Here is a 15161-nt window from a genome sequence, read left to right on the forward strand (position 1 = left end):
CCGCGATTGCGTATAATGGCGGCATTTGTCTGAAATGGTATTGCCATGAGCACCCTCGCCACCGCCCTCGAATCCTGCGACATGCTGCTGATCGACGGCCTGCACGCTTTCGATTTCACCTTCGACGAATCCGGCCTGACCATCGAATGCATGGACGGTCGCCAACTGCGCCGCTGGATCTTCAACGCCGACCAGGTGGCCGCCGCCAGTGGCGCGGGCGACGACTGGAGCCTCAGCGATGGCGAGGGCGAGCATCGTCTAGTCTGTATGAGTGCTTTGCGTGCCCCGGATGAACAAGACGATGAACAGTAAATGGACACGCCTGCTGACCGCAGGCCTCATCACCCTGTCGATGGAGACCCAGGCCGCCACCTTGCTGGTGGGCAGCTACACCGATGGCGGTAGCGAAGGGATCTACCGCTACGACTTCAATCCCCACACAGGGCAGATTGACGCCACGCCCCGACAGGTGGTCAAGAGCGTCAGCCCTTCGTGGCTGGTGCTGTCGGCGGACCAGCGCCTGCTGTTCGCAGTCAATGAAACGCCCCAAGGCCAGGCCAGCAGTTTTTCGCTGGGCAAACAGGGCGAGATCAATGCGTTGAACCAGGTGCCAAGCCTGGGCGATGAGCCAACCCACGCCAGTCTCAGCCATGACCAGCGCTACTTGTTCGTCGCCAACTACGCGGTGGCCGCCGATCCAGGCGGCAGCCTGGTGGTGGTCCCGGTGGCGAAGGACGGCAAGCTCAAGCCAGTGGTGCAACAGGCCCGGCACACACCGAGCAAGGTCAATCCCGAGCGCCAGGCCGGCGCCCACGTGCATTCGCTGGTGTTGTCGCCCGATGGTCGCCACCTGTATGCCAGCGACCTGGGCGCCGACAAGGTGTTCATCTACCGCTACGACGGGGCCAGCCCCGAGCATCCGCTGAGCCCGGCGATTCCGCCGTCGGTGGTGCTGCCGCCGGGTAGCGGTCCGCGCCATCTGTTGTTCGACGCCAAGGGCCAGCATGCCTACCTGACCCTGGAAATGAGCGCCGAGGTGGTGGTGTTCGATGTGCAAGGCGGTGCCTTGAGCGAGCGCCAGCGCCTGCCGCTGACCGAGAACAAGGACGCTGCCGCGAAAGCTGCGGGCGGCCTGCACCTGTCGGCCGACGGCCGCTTCCTGTATGTCAGCAATCGCGGAACCGCCAACGAGATCGTGGTGTATGCCGTGGGCAAGGACGACGGCCAGCTGACCTTGCTGCAGCGTCGTTCGGTGGAGGGCGATCATCCTCGGGAGTTTGCCCTCGACCCTAGTGGCAACTACCTGTTGGTGGCCAACCAGAAGAGCAACCAGATCGTGGTCCTGCGCCGCGACCCGCGCAAGGGCACTTTGGGCGAAACGGTGCAGAAGCACGCGCAGCCAGCGCCTTCGGACCTCAAGTTCCTGGAATGAACGTGCGCTTGCGCAGCGGCCTTGTGTCGCGAACGGCTGCGTAGCAGCCCCGGCATTGATGTCTCAACGCTGAGACCCTGGGGCCGCTCTGCGGCCCTTTCGCGACACAAGGCCGCTCCTACAGGGCGCGCGGACCATTATCGATCAGCGTGATAATCGCTACTGCTGTAATGAATTTCAGTGGTCGAGCCCATCGGCGTAAGTTTTGACCCAAGGCCCCGACGGGGCAATGTCAAAACCACCGATGTCGAGGTCCGCCCACATGAACTTCAATCTCTTCCCGATCATCGCCGCTTCCGCCATTTCCGCTTCGGTTGTCCTGCCCGCTCACGCTCAGGTGGGGCAGGGCGGCAAAGTAGCCAACACCCACAGCTATACCCAAAAGTACTTGCAGCAGAGCGCGCATTTCCATGCCGCGCTGAGCAAGCATTCCAATTGAGTGTAAAGCCGTTGGTAATAGCACAGTGCCATGTGATTTAATTTGACGCTAAATTTTTGACTCTCCGAAGGGGCAGGGCATGATGTGGCGTATCACGGCGGTTGTGTTGTTGCTGATGTCCGCGCCAATCCTGGCGCTGTGACAGCGTTTCATTTGGCCATGATGGCGTTGAACAAGGCCGAATCCAGCCATCCTTGCAGCCAGCTGCGCAGTCGCGGATAAGCCGCCTCGGCGAACCATTCGGGTTCGACCCCGGCAAACTGGCGCATCAACGGCAGCACTGCGGCGTCGGCCAGGCTTGGGTGATTGGCAAACAGAAATGCTCGGTCCGCGAGCAGGTTTTCCAGCTCGGCCAGCCAGGCTTCGGCCTGTTGTCGATAATGCGCCCTGGAATATTCGGGATAGCGTTCGGCATATTTGTACAGGTTTACCTGCGCCTTGAACCTGCTGTCGTTGCGGGTGATCAGCGCATCGGCCTGGCGCGCCGCAGCCGGGTCGGCCAGCAGGCGCCAATCCTCGGGGTCGTGCTGCTCAAGGGCCCAGCGCATGATGTCGAGGCTTTCTTCCAGCACCCCGTCACCGCTATCGAGCACCGGCACCGTGCCCTTGGGCGACAGTGCCAGCAGCTCGGCCGGCTTTTCCTTCATCTTCACTTCGACTACCTGCACCGCGCACCCGGCATAGCGTAGGGCCAGGCGCGCGCGCATGGCCCAGGGGCAGCGGCGGAACGAGTAGAGAATCACCCGCACACCTCGACATCGCTCAGGCCATTGCCCTGGCGGCGTACCTGGATCTGCACCGGGATGCGTTCGTGCATCTCCTGCACGTGGGAGATCACTGCCACCTTGCGGCCTTGGGCCTGCAGGCCGTCAAGGGCGTCCATGGCCAGTTGCAGCGACTCGGGGTCGAGGCTGCCGAAGCCCTCGTCGATGAACAGCGATTCGATGCGCAGGGTGCTGGAGGCCATCGACGCCAGGCCCAGCGCCAGCGCCAGGGAGACCAGGAAGGTTTCGCCGCCCGACAGCGAGTGTACCGAGCGCAGCTCGTCGCCCATCTCGGTGTCCAGTACCAGCAGGCCCAGCGCGCTGCCGCCACGCTTGAGGCGGTAGCGTCTGGCCAACTGGCGCAACTGGCTGTTGGCGTGGTGCAGCAGCAGGTCGAGGTTGTAGCCCTGGGCGATCTTGCGGAACACATCGCCCGAGGCCGAGCCGATCAGCGCATTCAGGCGCGCCCAGCGCTGCCATTGCTGATAGGCCTGCTCGATCTGCTCGGCCAGGGCCTGGCTGGCCTGCTGACGGCGCTGGTCGTCGGCCTGACGGGCGCGGAGCTCGGCGCAGTGCTGCTCGTGAACGGCCAGTTGCTGCTGGAGTTCGGCCAGGGCTTGTTCCAGCGTGTCGACGGGGACGTCGCCCTGGGCTTGAGCGGCATGTTGTTCAAGGCGTTGCTCACGCTCCTGGAGCAGCACGCGGGCTTGCTCGACGGCTTTCTGCGCGGCTTGCAACTGCTCGCGCAGCTCGCCAAGCTGGGCGTCGTCGATAGCCAGCAGGCGATCGAGGCCGGCGTCGTCCAGCTCTGGATGTGCGCCGCGCCACTGGGCGATTTCGCCCTGCAACTGCTGGTGCTCCTGTTCCAAAGCCTGTTGGCGCTGCTGGTTGGCCTTGAGGTCGCCGGCCAGTTGCACGCTTTGGGTGTGCAGCGCTTGCAGTTTCTGGGCGCAGTCGGTCTCGGCGCTGCGCGCCTGTTCCAGCTGGGAGTCCATGTGCTGTTGCCAGGCTTCGGCGCTGGGCTGTTCACCAAGCAGCTCGCCCAGGGTGGCGCGGGCCTGCTGATGTTGCGCGTCCAGCGCGGCGAGTTTCTGTTGCAGTTGCTGCTGGCCTTGCAGGCGTGTCTGTTGCTGGTCGCGCAGCTTGTCGAGCTGGACTTGACGGGCCTGTTGCTCTTGCTGCTCGTCCTTGCGCAGGTCGAGCTGTTGGCGGCGCTGGGCGATCTGCTGGTCGAGGCCGAGGAAGGCGTTGGCCGGATCGTCGCGCAGGGCCCGGAGAATGTCCTGGGGCAGCACGCTGCCCAGGTCGTCGAGGCTTTGCTGCAGTTGCTGGGCGTCGGCGGCCAGGGCCTGGTGCTGCTGGTCGAGGTGACGCTGCGCCTGTTGCTGGGCCTCGCCTGCGGCCTGCAATTGCTGGGTAAGGCGAGCGGCATCCTTTTGCAGGGTGAGCAGGGCGCCCTGACGTTTCTCGTCGCGGTCGATCTCCTCGCCGAGGCGGCGTAACTGGCCGTCGAGCCACTTGCCGCGGGCCGCGTCGTCCTGCGGGGCAAGCGCCGGCCACAGGGCATGGGCCTGGAGCTGTTCGGTCACAGGCTGCAACTGCTCGCCGAGCTGCTGTTGTTGGTGCTGGTAATCCTTGAGCTGGGCATTGACCACGCCCAGTTCGGTGCGCAGTTCCACCAGCTTGCCATTGAGCTGCTCGACTTGCTTGTGCGCCGCCTCTTCTTCGGCCTGGTCGTGCCGACCAAGGCTGTGCAGCAGCGCTTCGGGCTGGTGGAACGGGTGTTCGGCGCTACCGCAGACCGGGCAAGGCTCGCCGTCGCGCAGTTGCGCGCGCAGCTCCTCGACGCTGGTGTTGCGCGCCAGGCGCTGGCGCTCGAGCAATTGACGGGTGAGGGTCAGCGCTTGCTCGGCGCTTTCCAGTTCGGCCTTGGCCGCGGTGCCTTCGCCGATCAGTTGCTGGCGCCGCTGCATGGCTTGCTGCTGGCGTTCACGCAGGGCGGCGATGGCCTGGCGCAGTTCTTGCTCGCGACCATGCAGGCGGCCCAGCTCTTCGACGGCGCGCTGTTGCTTGCGGTTGTCCTGGAGCATGGCGCCGAGCAGATCGACCTGCTCGGCCAACGCATCGGGTTCGGCACCGGCCTCGCGGAACAGCAGCTCGAAATGTTCGCGTTGCCCTTGTAGTTGGGCGTTGGCCTGGCTGGCCTGGGCCTGCAGTCCGGGCAGCTCTTCGCGGCCCTTGGCCAGGCGGCCGCCGATCAGCATGACCTGCTTGAGCTGTGGCAGATAGGCCTGCCAGGCGTCGGCGAGGCTGGCCAGGTGCTGGCTTTCGGCCAGGGCGGCATCGATCTGCGACAGCTGCTGCTGGCTGCGCTGCTGATGGTCTTCCAGCTGTTGCAGCTGCTGCTGGCCCGCGCTGGCCTCCCGCTCGACCTGGTTACAGGCTTCGCGCTGCTCGGCCAGGTCCTTGTCCAGGCGCGCGATGTCGCCTTGAGCGGCGAAGGCCTGGCGCAGGCGCGGAGCGTTTTCGCCTTGCTGGGCCTGCTGCTGGCCCAGGTGCTGGCGGGCGGCCCCGAGGGACTGCTGCAGTGCGTCGATATGTTGCTGCAGATCGCTTTGCTGGCGTTGTTGCTGGTCGATATCCGCCTGCACCGGGGCCAGTTGCGCGGCCAGGTGCTGTTGGCGATGGAATTGGTGGCGCTGGGGCGCCAGGCGCTCCAGGCGTTGCAGGTCGACGCGCTGCTCGGCCAGTTGCTGCCACGCCTGCTCGGCGGCTTGCAGGGCAGTGCCGGCCTCATGCTGCTGGGCCTGCAGGCGCTGCTGTTCTTCGAACCAGGTGCGCTGTTGCTCGAGCAGGCGCTGGCGCGACTGGTCGGCCTTGAACTGTTGCTGGGCCAGTTCCAGTTCCTGGTCGAGGGCGGCGCGGGCTTCGGCGGCCATCGGCAGCAGGTGCTCGGCCTGTTTCTTCAGGTCGTTGTGAACCTCGCCGGTTTCCCGAGCCTTGCTGAAGGCGCGTTGGCCGAGGCGGGTGTAGATCGCCGTGTTGGTGAGCTTTTCCAGCAACTCGCTGCGCTCGCGGTCGTCGGCCTTGAGGAAGGCGCCGAACTCGCTCTGGGCCAGCATCACCGCGCGGGTGAACTGCTCGAAATTCAGGCCCAGTCGGGCCTCGACCAACTGCTTGTATTCGTTCTTGCCGCTACCCAGCAACTGATCGCTGTCCAGGTCGTAGAGGCTTTGGCGGCTGAGTTGCAGCTTGCCGTTGGCCTTCTCACGGGCGCGGTTGGCTTCCCAGCGGGCGCGGTAGCGGCGCCCGTCGATACCGACGAAATCCACTTCGGCAAAGCCGCTGCCAGTGCCCCGGCGCAGCAGGTTGCGCGGGTCGGAGGTGGGTATTTCTTCGTCACCGTCTGGCACCTTGGCTTCGCGCTTGATGTCGTTCAACCGTGGCACGCTGCCGAACAGGGCCAGGCACAGGGCGTCGAGCAGGGTGCTCTTGCCGGCGCCGGTGGGCCCGGTGATGGCGAACAAGCCGGCGCTGGCCAAAGGCTCGGCGGTGAAGTCGATGTCGATGGGGCCGGCGAGGGAGGCCAGGTTCTTCAGGCGGATGGCGAGAATCTTCATGGCTGTTCCTCTTCTTGCAGCACGTCCTGCAGCAGCTCGGCAAAGTCGGCCAGGGCCTGCTCGTCGGCGGGGTTGCCGTACTGTTGCTGCCAGGCACGGCCGAACAGGTCCTGCGGGGTCATCTGGGCCAGCTCGACGAACGCCTGTTCATCGTCGTCCTGGCGCCCGGTTCCGGCGTACTCGGCGCTGATACGCACCAGGCGCACGGCCTTGCCGTGCAGGGCGGTCTCGATCTGCTGGCGCAAGTCCGGTTGCGGCTCGTCCAGGCGCACCCGCACCTCCAGCCAGGGCTGGCGGTTGGGGTCTTCGAGCAGGTCTATCACCGGCAACTGGGCGAGTTGTTCGAGCAACTCGCCCAGCGGCGCCGGGCCGACCCGTTGCAGGGCCACGGCGCGCGGTACCAGGCGCGCCTCGACGCTGACCAGTTCGCTGCCCGCCAGCTCCACTTCCAGCACCTGGTGCGGGTAGTTGATCTCGGCGAACGACAACGGGATCGGCGCGCCGCTGTAGCGGATGCGTTCCTCGCGGTTGACCTTCTGCGGCTTGTGCAGGTGGCCGAGGGCGACGTAGCTGATGGCCTTGTCGAACAGCCGCGCCGGCAGGGCCTCGGCATTGCCGATGATCAGGCTGCGCTCGGAGTCCTCGCTGATGCTGCCGCCAGCCATGTGCGCGTGGCTGACGGCGACCAGTGCCTGGTCCTTCTTGCGGATTTTTTGCGCGGCGCCGATCAGTTGTTCATGTACCAGGGTGATGCCCTTGAGGTAATCGTCGCCCAGGGCGGGGCCGGTGACTTCGGCCGGACGCAGGAAGGGCAGGGCCAGGCACCAGGCGCAGACCTTGCCGCGGGCGTTGGTCAGCGGAATCAGCAGGCGCTCGGCGTCCAGTTGGCCTTCATCGAGCCAGTGCACACGCCCCAGGGCATGGGTGCGCAGGCGGCGCATAAGCGGCGCCGGCAGCTCGATGCGCGAGCCGGAGTCGTGGTTGCCGGCGATCATCACGATATCCAGCTTGGGCTGTTGTTCGTGGGCCTGGACGATGAAGTCGTAGAGACGTTCCTGGGCTTTGACCGGCGGGTTGACGGTGTCGAAGATGTCGCCGGCGATCAGCAGGGCGTCGGGCTGGCGCAGGTGCAGTTGGCCGAGCAGCCAGTCGAGGAAGCAGGCGTGTTCGAAGTCGCGTTCCTGGCCGTGCAGGCTTTGGCCCAGGTGCCAGTCGGAGGTGTGAAACAGACGCATGGTTGACCTGTGGTTTGTCGAATCAGGCAAGCCGCCGCGTGTCATGAATGGGCTCGCGCAAGGGCGCGTATGGTAACCCAAGTCGGCCTTGGGCATCGGCGTCGGCATGGTCGCTTGTTGGATATTCCCGTGAATGGTTTAATATTTTGAAACAAGGATGTTTCATGAAACCCCGCATCGCGTCATTCCCATTCGTATCGTCGTCCCGGATACCGTCCGTGGCGCGCTTGCGCGTGGGTTGAGGGTTTCAGTAACCATGCGCGTGCTGGCAGGGATGCTGTCGCCGTGTGATACCCGCTTTATCGAATGTCAAAGGATCTGCAATGGAAAGTATTCCGCAAACCCAGGCCCCGGCCGACCTGAGCCGCTACAAGCCGAAATGGCAGGAGCGTTTCGCTTTCTTCGAGCAGAGCGGCGGCCCTCGTGACCCACGCTTCAAGCAAGCCTTCAAGGCGCTGCCGCTGGGCAAGCGCCTGCTGATCAACATGAACTGGCTGGCGTTCTTCTTCGGCCCGATCTACCTGTTCGTGCTCGGCCTGTGGAAGAAAAACCTGGCGTTGCTGGGTATTTCGGTGCTTATCGGGGTGGCGCTGGGCTTTTACGAAGGCATCACCGGCACTGAGCTGCCACGCGCCGTGGACACCGGCGTGAACTGTGGCCTGGCGGCGCTGTGGGCCACCGTGACCAACTACGCCTACTACCTCAAAGAGGTCAAGGGCCAGCAAGGTTGGAACCCGTTCGAGAAGTAGGCGGCACGCACAGGGCGGCGCTGCTCGCGCCATGCCTGGCCGTAGGCGAGCGCTCATCACCGATGCGGTGATAGCGCCCGCTTCATTTCGGATACAACGGCGGCAGGTTGCCGGTTTCCCCGGCCGGTGTCAGCACCTGTTCGGCGGGTGGGATGGCGCCGATCGCCCGCCACAGCTCATCGCCATGCCAATACTGGCCACTCTCGCTGTACAACGCCCCATTCAACCCATCCAGCGCATCGGACAACGGCACGAAACGCGCCGCCATCTCGGCCAGGGTTTCCGGCTGCTGCCGCGCCCAGGCATCCAGTGCCTGGCGCGTGGCCTGCGGGTCGTTGGCCTGGCAGGCGCGCTTGAGGTCGTCGAGCAGGGTCCGTGGGCTTGGGCCGCTCTGTGCGGCGCGCAATACCGCCGGTTGCGAGCGGGCACGCCACCATAAGGCGAAGCCGGCCAGGGTGGTCAGGGCCAGCACCAGCGTGGCCAGTTGCCAAGGCCAGAGCAGGGCGTTGCCGACACGGCTTTCGCCGACCGGGGTTTCCGCGCTCAGGGCTGGGTTGTCCTGCACATCCAGGGTGCGTGCCGGCAGGCTGCTGTGTTCCAGATGGTCCTCGCGGGTGTTCCACCAGGTGACTTCCAGCGCTGGCAGCGCCAGTTGACCACTGTGGGTAGGCACCAGCGCCTCGCGCTCCTCGCGGTTGGCGATCATGCCGCGCTCGCTGATTTCGTTGCGCAGCAGCGGTTGGTCCGGATAGCGGCGCAGGCCGACGGCCTCGGTAGCCGGCAGCGGCGGCAACTGGGTGCTCGACAGGCCCTCGGCGCGCAGGGTGACGTTGCGCGTCAGCGAGTCGCCGATTTGCGTGGCTTGCTGGGCCGGGTCGGGGTTCCAGTGTTCTTCCAGGGTCAGGCTGCGCGCCGGCAGCCAGGGGCGGTCGGCCGGGTAGCCGGCGGGGATCGGCTTGACCTCCAGGCGCAACGGCAGCGAGCTGACCTGCACCTGGCGCCCGACCCGTGGCGTGCCGGCAGGCTGCTCGCCGTTGTCGGCGGCGGTGGCGGTGAACTTCAGTGGCGGTATTTCGAGCGGGCCGCTCTGTTGCGGGTAGAGCGCGTAGCGGGTTTCGATCACGCCATGGCGTACGCCGTTGATGTCTTTTTCGTAGGTGCGCGATTCACCCAGCGGGTCGACCTTGGCGTTTTCCAGCTGTAGCGGGCTGAGGCTGCTGTCGTCGTACAGCGCCACCGAGTGGTAGATGCGCAGGGTCAGCACGGCCTGGGCCTGGACATACACAGCGTTGCTGTCGAGGGTGGCCTCGATGAACACCTGGGAGGCCACGTCCGGGCGCTGGCTGTCGGCCTGTTGCACCTGCAGCTCGATCGGCTGGCTGCGGGACTGGCCCAGTTGCAGTGGCGCAATGCTCAGGCTGCCGCTGCGCCGTGGTAGCAGGGTGATGATCCAGCGGGTGCTGGCGCGGGTTTCGCCGTCCAGGCTGTGCAGGCTGTTGAGCTGGCGCGTGCCGCGGACCTCGAAGTCGGGCTCGAGGGCTCGCAGGTCGGGTTTGCCGAACTGGGTCACGTCCTGGCTCTCGAGGGTCAGTTCCAGGGTTTCGCCGGCTTCCAGGCGTGTACGGTCGACACTGGCCTGCAGGGTAGGTTCGGCCTGGGCCGCGAGGCTCCACAGCAGGCCAAGAAGACAGACGCCGAGGCGACTCATCGTGGGTTTTCCTGATGCAATTGCTGTTCGTACCAGAATTTGCGCCGCAGCAGCTCTGCCGGGTTGTCGGGAATCTCCCGCAGCCATTGTTCCAGGGCCTGGCGCTGTTCGGCGTCGAGGCTGGTGGAGAGCGGCCGCTGTGGCGGCTGGGTGACGCTGTCATCATCGCCGCCGGCGTTGCCGGGCGGTGCCTGGGTGTTGCCGTTGCTGTCGCCGGAAGCCTGGACCTGGGCCTGCTCGTCGCTGCCGGGAGTACCCTGGACCTGGCTGCTGGCCGAGCTGCTGTTGCCCTCGGTGTTGTTGCCCGGGCTGCCCTGGGTATCGGCATCGGCGGGTTGCTCCTGGGCCTTGGCCTGGCGTTGCTGCAACAGTTGCTGGACCAGCGCCTGGTTGTCCAGCGCAGGCTTGAGGTCGGGCTGGCGCTCCAGGGCTTGCTCATAGGCGTCCAGCGCCGCTTCCAGCTCACCGGCGCGGGCCAGGGCATTGCCTCGATTGTAGTGCGCGGCGGCGCTACTGCCTTGGGCGAAGGCCGCCGCCGCGCCCGCGAAGTCGCCGGCCTGGTACAGGGCCATGCCGCGCCATTGTGGGTCTGCGAAATGCCTGGCGGCGGCGGCCGGTTGTTGCCGCTCCAGCAGTCGTTGGCCCTGCTGGTCAGGACGCAGCCACAGGTCGTTGAACTCGAAGGCCTGGCTTGGCTGCGGCAGCGCCAGCAGCAGCGGCAGGCAGAACAACCAACCGCGCCGGCCGGCGCAGGCGGCGAGCAGCAACAGTGGCAACAGCAACCAGTATCCCTGGTCGGCCCAGCTGTCCAGTTGCAAGGTCTGGCCGTCGTTGTGCAGCAGGCGTGGGTTGTCGAACAGCCCCAGGCCGCGCAGGTCGAGGTCGTCGATGCGGGCATGGCGGTAGCGCCCGCCGGTGCTGCTGATGAACGCCTTGAGCGAAGCGCTGTCCAGGCGCGGCACGAGAATGCCACCTTGTGCGTCCTTCAGATACTCGCCGTTGGCCTGGCGCACGGGGGCGCCCTCGCTACTGCCAATGCCCAGCATCAACAGGCTCGGCCCTTGGCGGCCAAGGGCCTGGAGGATGCCGGTGCGCTCCTGCTCGCCCAGCGCCGAGCCGATCAGCAGCAGGCGGCCTTGGCCCAGGCCGCTCTGGGCCAACAACGCCAGGCCCTTTTGCACGGCCAGGTCGGCACGCTGGCCGGGCTGCGGCATGATAGACGGGTCCACCGCCTCGAGCAGGTTGCGGGTAGTGCCCAGGTCGTCGGACAGCGGCACCAGGGTATGGGCGGAGCCGGCGTAGACGATCAGCGCGGTCTGGCTGTCGCGACGGTGCTCGAGCAGGTCGAGCACCTTGCGCCGAGCTTGTTCCAGGCGGTTTGGCGCGCTGTCCTCGGCAAGCATCTGTGGGGTCAGCTCGAGCAGGATCACCAGTGGGTCGGCCGGGCGCTGGCGGGTTTCCTCCAGGCGTTGCCAGCTTGGCCCGAGCAGCGCCAGCACCACCAGCAGCCAGGCCAGGCCCAGGGCGACCCACGGCAGCTTGCCGCTGCCGCCACGCCCGCCGCCAAGCAATACGGCATGGAATTGCTGCGGCAGGATCAGTTGCCAACGCCCGGCGCGCTTGCGCCGGTGCCAGAGCTTGAACAGCAGCCAGCCAAGCAGTGGCACCACCAGCAGCCAGAGCGGACGCAGCCATTGTGGCCAGAGGTCGATCATCGCCGCCTCCTCAGGCGCAGGCGCTTGAGGCGCTGACGCCATTCCGGGTGCGGTTGCAAAAAGCGCGGCTTGCGCAGCAGGCGTTGCAACAGGTTGTCCGGCCATTGCACGGCCACCACCAGCAACACGCTGAGCAGCAGCGCCAAGCCCAGTGGCCAGGCATACAGCTCGCTTGCCGTGCGCGCCTGGGTGGGTTGCTGGGCTACCGGCTCCAACTGGTCGAGGGTATCGCCAATGGCGTCCAACTCGGCTCCGTCGTGGGCGCGGAAGTAGCTGCCATGGGTGATGTCGGCGATCTCCTTGAGCGCCGCTTCGTCCAGGTCCAGGCTCGGGTTCAGCCCGAGCAGGCCGGGGGTGCCGCTGGCCTCGGGGTTGGCGCCGATGCCGATGGTGTAGATGCGCACGCCTTCCTGGGCGGCCAGGCGCGCGGCGGTCAGCGGGTGGATCTGTCCGCCATTGTTGGCGCCATCGGTGATCAGGATCAGCACCCGGCTTTGCGCCGGGCGCTGGCGCAGACGCTTGACCGCCAGGCCAATGGCGTCGCCGATGGCGGTGTTCTTGCCGGCGATGCCGATCTGCGCTTCGTCGAGGAAGGTGCGCACGGTGCGCCGGTCGAAGGTCAGCGGCGCCTGCAGGTAGGCTTGGCTGCCGAACAGGATCAGGCCGACCCGGTCACCCTGGCGGTCCTGGAGAAAATCGCCCATCAGCGCCTTGACCAGGTCCAGGCGGCTGATTTCATCGTTGTGCCATTGCATGTCGGGGAAGTCCATGGACCCGGACACATCCACCGCCACCAGCAGGTCGCGGCCGCTGGCCGACACCGGCACCGGCTCGCCCAGCCATTGCGGGCGCGCCGCAGCCAGTAGCAGCAGCAACCAGATCAGCAGGAACGGTGCCTGCTGGCGCCAGGTCGGCAGGTTCAGTCGCGCGCGCCGACCGGCCAGGCCCTCGAGCTCATCGAGAAAGCCCACCTTGAGCACCGGCTCGCCACTGTCGGCGGCAGGCAGCAGCAGGCGCGCCAGCCAGGGCAGCGGTAGCAGCAGGAAGATCCACGGCCAGGCCAGTTCAAACATGCTTGCGGATCCAGGTTTCGACCGCCTGGGCGAGGCCGGCGATGGCCTTGTCGTCGAGCTTGCACTCGGGCTTGTAGGCGCCTTCGACCAGCACCATCCAGCGCGTCAGGCCGGCGGCCGGGCAGCGGTTGTCGAGAAACGCCAGCCACTGGCGGCCGTTGAGGGTGTGGCTGTTGGCGCCGGGGTAATGGTTGCGACACAGGCGCTTGAGCAGGGCGTTGATCTGCTGCAGCCAGGCACCGGCCGGGGCGCCGTCGTAGGGGCGTGGCAGCCGGGCGAGCTCGGCCAGGGCTTCGACGCGCACCGGGTCCAGGGGCTGTTCGGCGCGTACCACCCGCGCCTTGCGTGGGCGCCAATGACGCAGGCGCCACAGGCTCCAGCCGAGCAACGGCAGCAGGACGAGCAGCAGCCACCAGCCAGGAGCAGGCGGCCACAGGCCGATCGCCTGCGGGGCGATCAGCGGCTGCAACTGGTCGAGCGGGTTCATCGCTGGCCGCCGTTCATGATGTATTCCGTGGACGTTGTGCGTTCAGGTACTCGCGCAGTTGTTCGATCATGTCGCTCTGGGTGCTCAGCGGCATCAGCACCACTCGCAGCTTCTGCGCCAGCAGCTCCCAGCGCTCGATGCGCGCTTCGGCTTGCTGGCGGTAGGCTTGGCGCAGAGTCGCGTCGAGGGTGTCGAGCTCCAGTTGCGCGCTACGCTGGGCGAAGCGCAGCAGGCCGGCTGCTGGCAGAGCGTGGTCGAGGGGGTCGCTGACCGGCATCAGCAGCACGTCGCAATGGCGCGAGAGCATCGCCAGGTGCTGTTCGACGCTGGCGCTGAGGGCGCGCTCGTCGCAGATGACGATGGCCAGGCTGCCCGGGCGTAACACCTCGCGCGCCCGGCGCAGGGCCAGGCCCAGGCTGTCGGGTTGCGGCACAGCCTCGGTGTGCAGGGCCTGGTTGACCTTGGCCAGGCGGTTGAGCAACTGCAGCAGGCTTTGTTTGCTGCGCCGGGGCTTGATCTCCAGGTGGTCGCTGTCGCCGAACACCAGGCCGCCAATGCGATCGTTATGGCCCAGCGCGGCCCAGCCAAACAACGCGGCGGCCTGGGCTGCCAGCACGGACTTGAACATCAATCCGGAGCCGAAGAACAGCCGTTGGCTCTGTTCGACCATGATGAAGATCGGCCGTTCGCGCTCTTCATGGAACAGCTTGGTGTGCGGTTCCTGGGTGCGGGCGGTGACGCGCCAGTCGATGTTGCGCACATCGTCGCCGGCCTGGTACACGCGCACCTGGTCGAAGTCGACGCCGCGCCCGCGCAGCCGGGAGTGGTGCAGGCCGACCAGCGGGCTGCGCTGGCCGGGGCGCGAGAACAGCTGGATCTCGCGCACGCGGTGACGCATGTCGATCAGCTCGGCGAGGCCAATGCGGATACCGGGTTCGGCCACGTGCGCGGTGGGCATGGGTCAGGCGACGGCGACGACGTCGAGGATACGCTGGACCACGCGGTCCTGGTCGACCCCGGCGGCTTCGGCCTCGAACGAGAGGATGACGCGGTGGCGCAGCACGTCGAACAGCACCGCCTGGATATCCTCGGGGCTGACGAAGTCGCGCCCGGCCAGCCAGGCGTGGGCGCGGGCGCAGCGGTCAAGGGCGATCGAGCCGCGGGGGCTGGCGCCGTAGGCGATCCAGTCGGCCAGTTCGCTGTCGAACTTGGCCGGGGTGCGGGTGGCCATCACCAGTTGCACCAGGTATTCCTCCACGGCGTCGGCCATGTACAGGCCGAGGATTTCCTTGCGTGCGGCGAAGATTGCCTGCTGGCTGACCCGGCGCTCGGGTTTGACCTCGCCGCCCAGCGCCTCGCCGCGAGCCTGCAGGAGGATGCGCCGCTCGACGGCGGCGTCGGGGAAGCCGATCTTCACGTGCATGAGGAAGCGGTCGAGCTGGGCTTCGGGCAGCGGGTAGGTGCCTTCCTGTTCGATCGGGTTCTGCGTGGCCATCACCAGGAACAGCGGCGACAGTTCGTAGGTGCTGCGGCCAACGCTGACCTGGCGCTCGGCCATGGCTTCGAGCAGGGCCGACTGGACCTTGGCTGGGGCGCGGTTGATTTCGTCGGCGAGCACCAGGTTATGGAAGATCGGGCCTTGCTGGAACACGAAACTGCCGGTTTCCGGGCGGTAGATCTCGGTACCGGTGATGTCGGCGGGCAGCAGGTCGGGGGTGAACTGGATGCGATGGAACTGGGCTTCGATGCCCTCGGCGAGCTCCTTGATGGCCTTGGTCTTGGCCAGGCCGGGGGCGCCTTCGACGAGCATGTGGCCGTCGGCCAGGAGCACGATGAGCAGGCGCTCGACCAGTTTTTCCTGGCCGAGAATCTGGGAAGAGAGAAAGGTGCGCAGCGCGATCAGCGCTTCACGGTGTTCCATCGTCGACGGTTCCTGGGG

At 66.6% G+C, this 15161-nt stretch carries 13 protein-coding genes; 4 read left to right on the forward strand and 9 right to left on the reverse strand.

Going from position 1 to position 15161, the window contains the following annotated elements; translation table 11 throughout:
• Positions 1–45: 45 nt before the first annotated feature.
• From E3U47_RS23275 to E3U47_RS25065, 3 genes are all read left to right on the forward strand, one after another.
• Positions 46–312, forward strand: coding sequence for a DUF5629 family protein (locus tag E3U47_RS23275; RefSeq protein ID WP_134693929.1), 267 nt, complete (start codon positions 46–48; stop codon positions 310–312).
• The gene (locus E3U47_RS23280; protein ID WP_177414271.1) at positions 302–1432 is read left to right on the forward strand and encodes a lactonase family protein; all 1131 of its coding nucleotides are present in this window, start codon (positions 302–304) and stop codon (positions 1430–1432) included. Before E3U47_RS23275 ends, E3U47_RS23280 begins: the two co-directional genes overlap by 11 nt.
• A 262-nt stretch (positions 1433–1694) precedes the next feature.
• Positions 1695–1871: a hypothetical protein gene (locus E3U47_RS25065; RefSeq protein ID WP_167659527.1), complete on the forward strand. Its 177-nt coding sequence runs from the start codon at positions 1695–1697 to the stop codon at positions 1869–1871.
• Positions 1872–2020: 149 nt separating this feature from the next.
• Here E3U47_RS25065 and E3U47_RS23285 read toward each other — a convergent pair whose 3' ends face one another.
• The 3 genes from E3U47_RS23285 to E3U47_RS23295 are packed head-to-tail and all read right to left on the reverse strand — an operon-like array spanning position 2021 to position 7490.
• On the reverse strand, positions 2021–2614 hold the full coding sequence (locus tag E3U47_RS23285; RefSeq protein WP_134693931.1) for a glutathione S-transferase: 594 nt from the start codon (positions 2612–2614) through the stop codon (positions 2021–2023).
• Entirely contained in the window at positions 2611–6255 is a 3645-nt protein-coding gene (locus tag E3U47_RS23290) for an AAA family ATPase (RefSeq protein WP_134693932.1), read from the reverse strand. The genes E3U47_RS23285 and E3U47_RS23290 overlap by 4 nt, the downstream gene beginning before the upstream one ends.
• Positions 6252–7490, reverse strand: a complete 1239-nt coding sequence (locus E3U47_RS23295; RefSeq protein WP_134693933.1) for an exonuclease SbcCD subunit D C-terminal domain-containing protein — start codon at positions 7488–7490, stop codon at positions 6252–6254. Before E3U47_RS23295 ends, E3U47_RS23290 begins: the two co-directional genes overlap by 4 nt.
• Positions 7491–7813: 323 nt before the next feature.
• Between E3U47_RS23295 and E3U47_RS23300 the strand changes: the two genes are divergently transcribed.
• Positions 7814–8239, forward strand: a complete 426-nt coding sequence (locus tag E3U47_RS23300; RefSeq protein ID WP_134693934.1) for a DUF2628 domain-containing protein — start codon at positions 7814–7816, stop codon at positions 8237–8239.
• Between the two features lie 82 nt (positions 8240–8321).
• On the opposite strand, the gene E3U47_RS23305 is transcribed toward E3U47_RS23300, so the two are convergent.
• The 6 genes from E3U47_RS23305 to E3U47_RS23330 are packed head-to-tail and all read right to left on the reverse strand — an operon-like array spanning position 8322 to position 15143.
• A complete protein-coding gene (locus tag E3U47_RS23305; RefSeq protein WP_134693935.1) occupies positions 8322–9947 on the reverse strand; it encodes a BatD family protein in 1626 nt (541 codons plus the stop codon).
• The gene (locus E3U47_RS23310) at positions 9944–11662 is read right to left on the reverse strand and encodes a VWA domain-containing protein (RefSeq protein WP_134693936.1); all 1719 of its coding nucleotides are present in this window, start codon (positions 11660–11662) and stop codon (positions 9944–9946) included. Before E3U47_RS23310 ends, E3U47_RS23305 begins: the two co-directional genes overlap by 4 nt.
• The gene (locus tag E3U47_RS23315) at positions 11659–12735 is read right to left on the reverse strand and encodes a VWA domain-containing protein (protein WP_134693937.1); all 1077 of its coding nucleotides are present in this window, start codon (positions 12733–12735) and stop codon (positions 11659–11661) included. The genes E3U47_RS23310 and E3U47_RS23315 overlap by 4 nt, the downstream gene beginning before the upstream one ends.
• On the reverse strand, positions 12728–13222 hold the full coding sequence (locus E3U47_RS23320; RefSeq protein WP_134693938.1) for a DUF4381 domain-containing protein: 495 nt from the start codon (positions 13220–13222) through the stop codon (positions 12728–12730). The genes E3U47_RS23315 and E3U47_RS23320 overlap by 8 nt, the downstream gene beginning before the upstream one ends.
• 13 nt (positions 13223–13235) lie before the next feature.
• A complete protein-coding gene (locus tag E3U47_RS23325; protein WP_134693939.1) occupies positions 13236–14180 on the reverse strand; it encodes a DUF58 domain-containing protein in 945 nt (314 codons plus the stop codon).
• A gap of 3 nt (positions 14181–14183) precedes the next feature.
• Complete coding sequence (locus tag E3U47_RS23330) at positions 14184–15143, reverse strand: MoxR family ATPase (RefSeq protein ID WP_134693940.1); 960 nt, start codon at positions 15141–15143, stop codon at positions 14184–14186.
• Between the last annotated feature and the right edge of the window lie 18 nt (positions 15144–15161).

The organism is Pseudomonas sp. RIT623 (genome assembly GCF_004519305.1).
In the GTDB taxonomy this organism is placed as follows: domain Bacteria; phylum Pseudomonadota; class Gammaproteobacteria; order Pseudomonadales; family Pseudomonadaceae; genus Aquipseudomonas.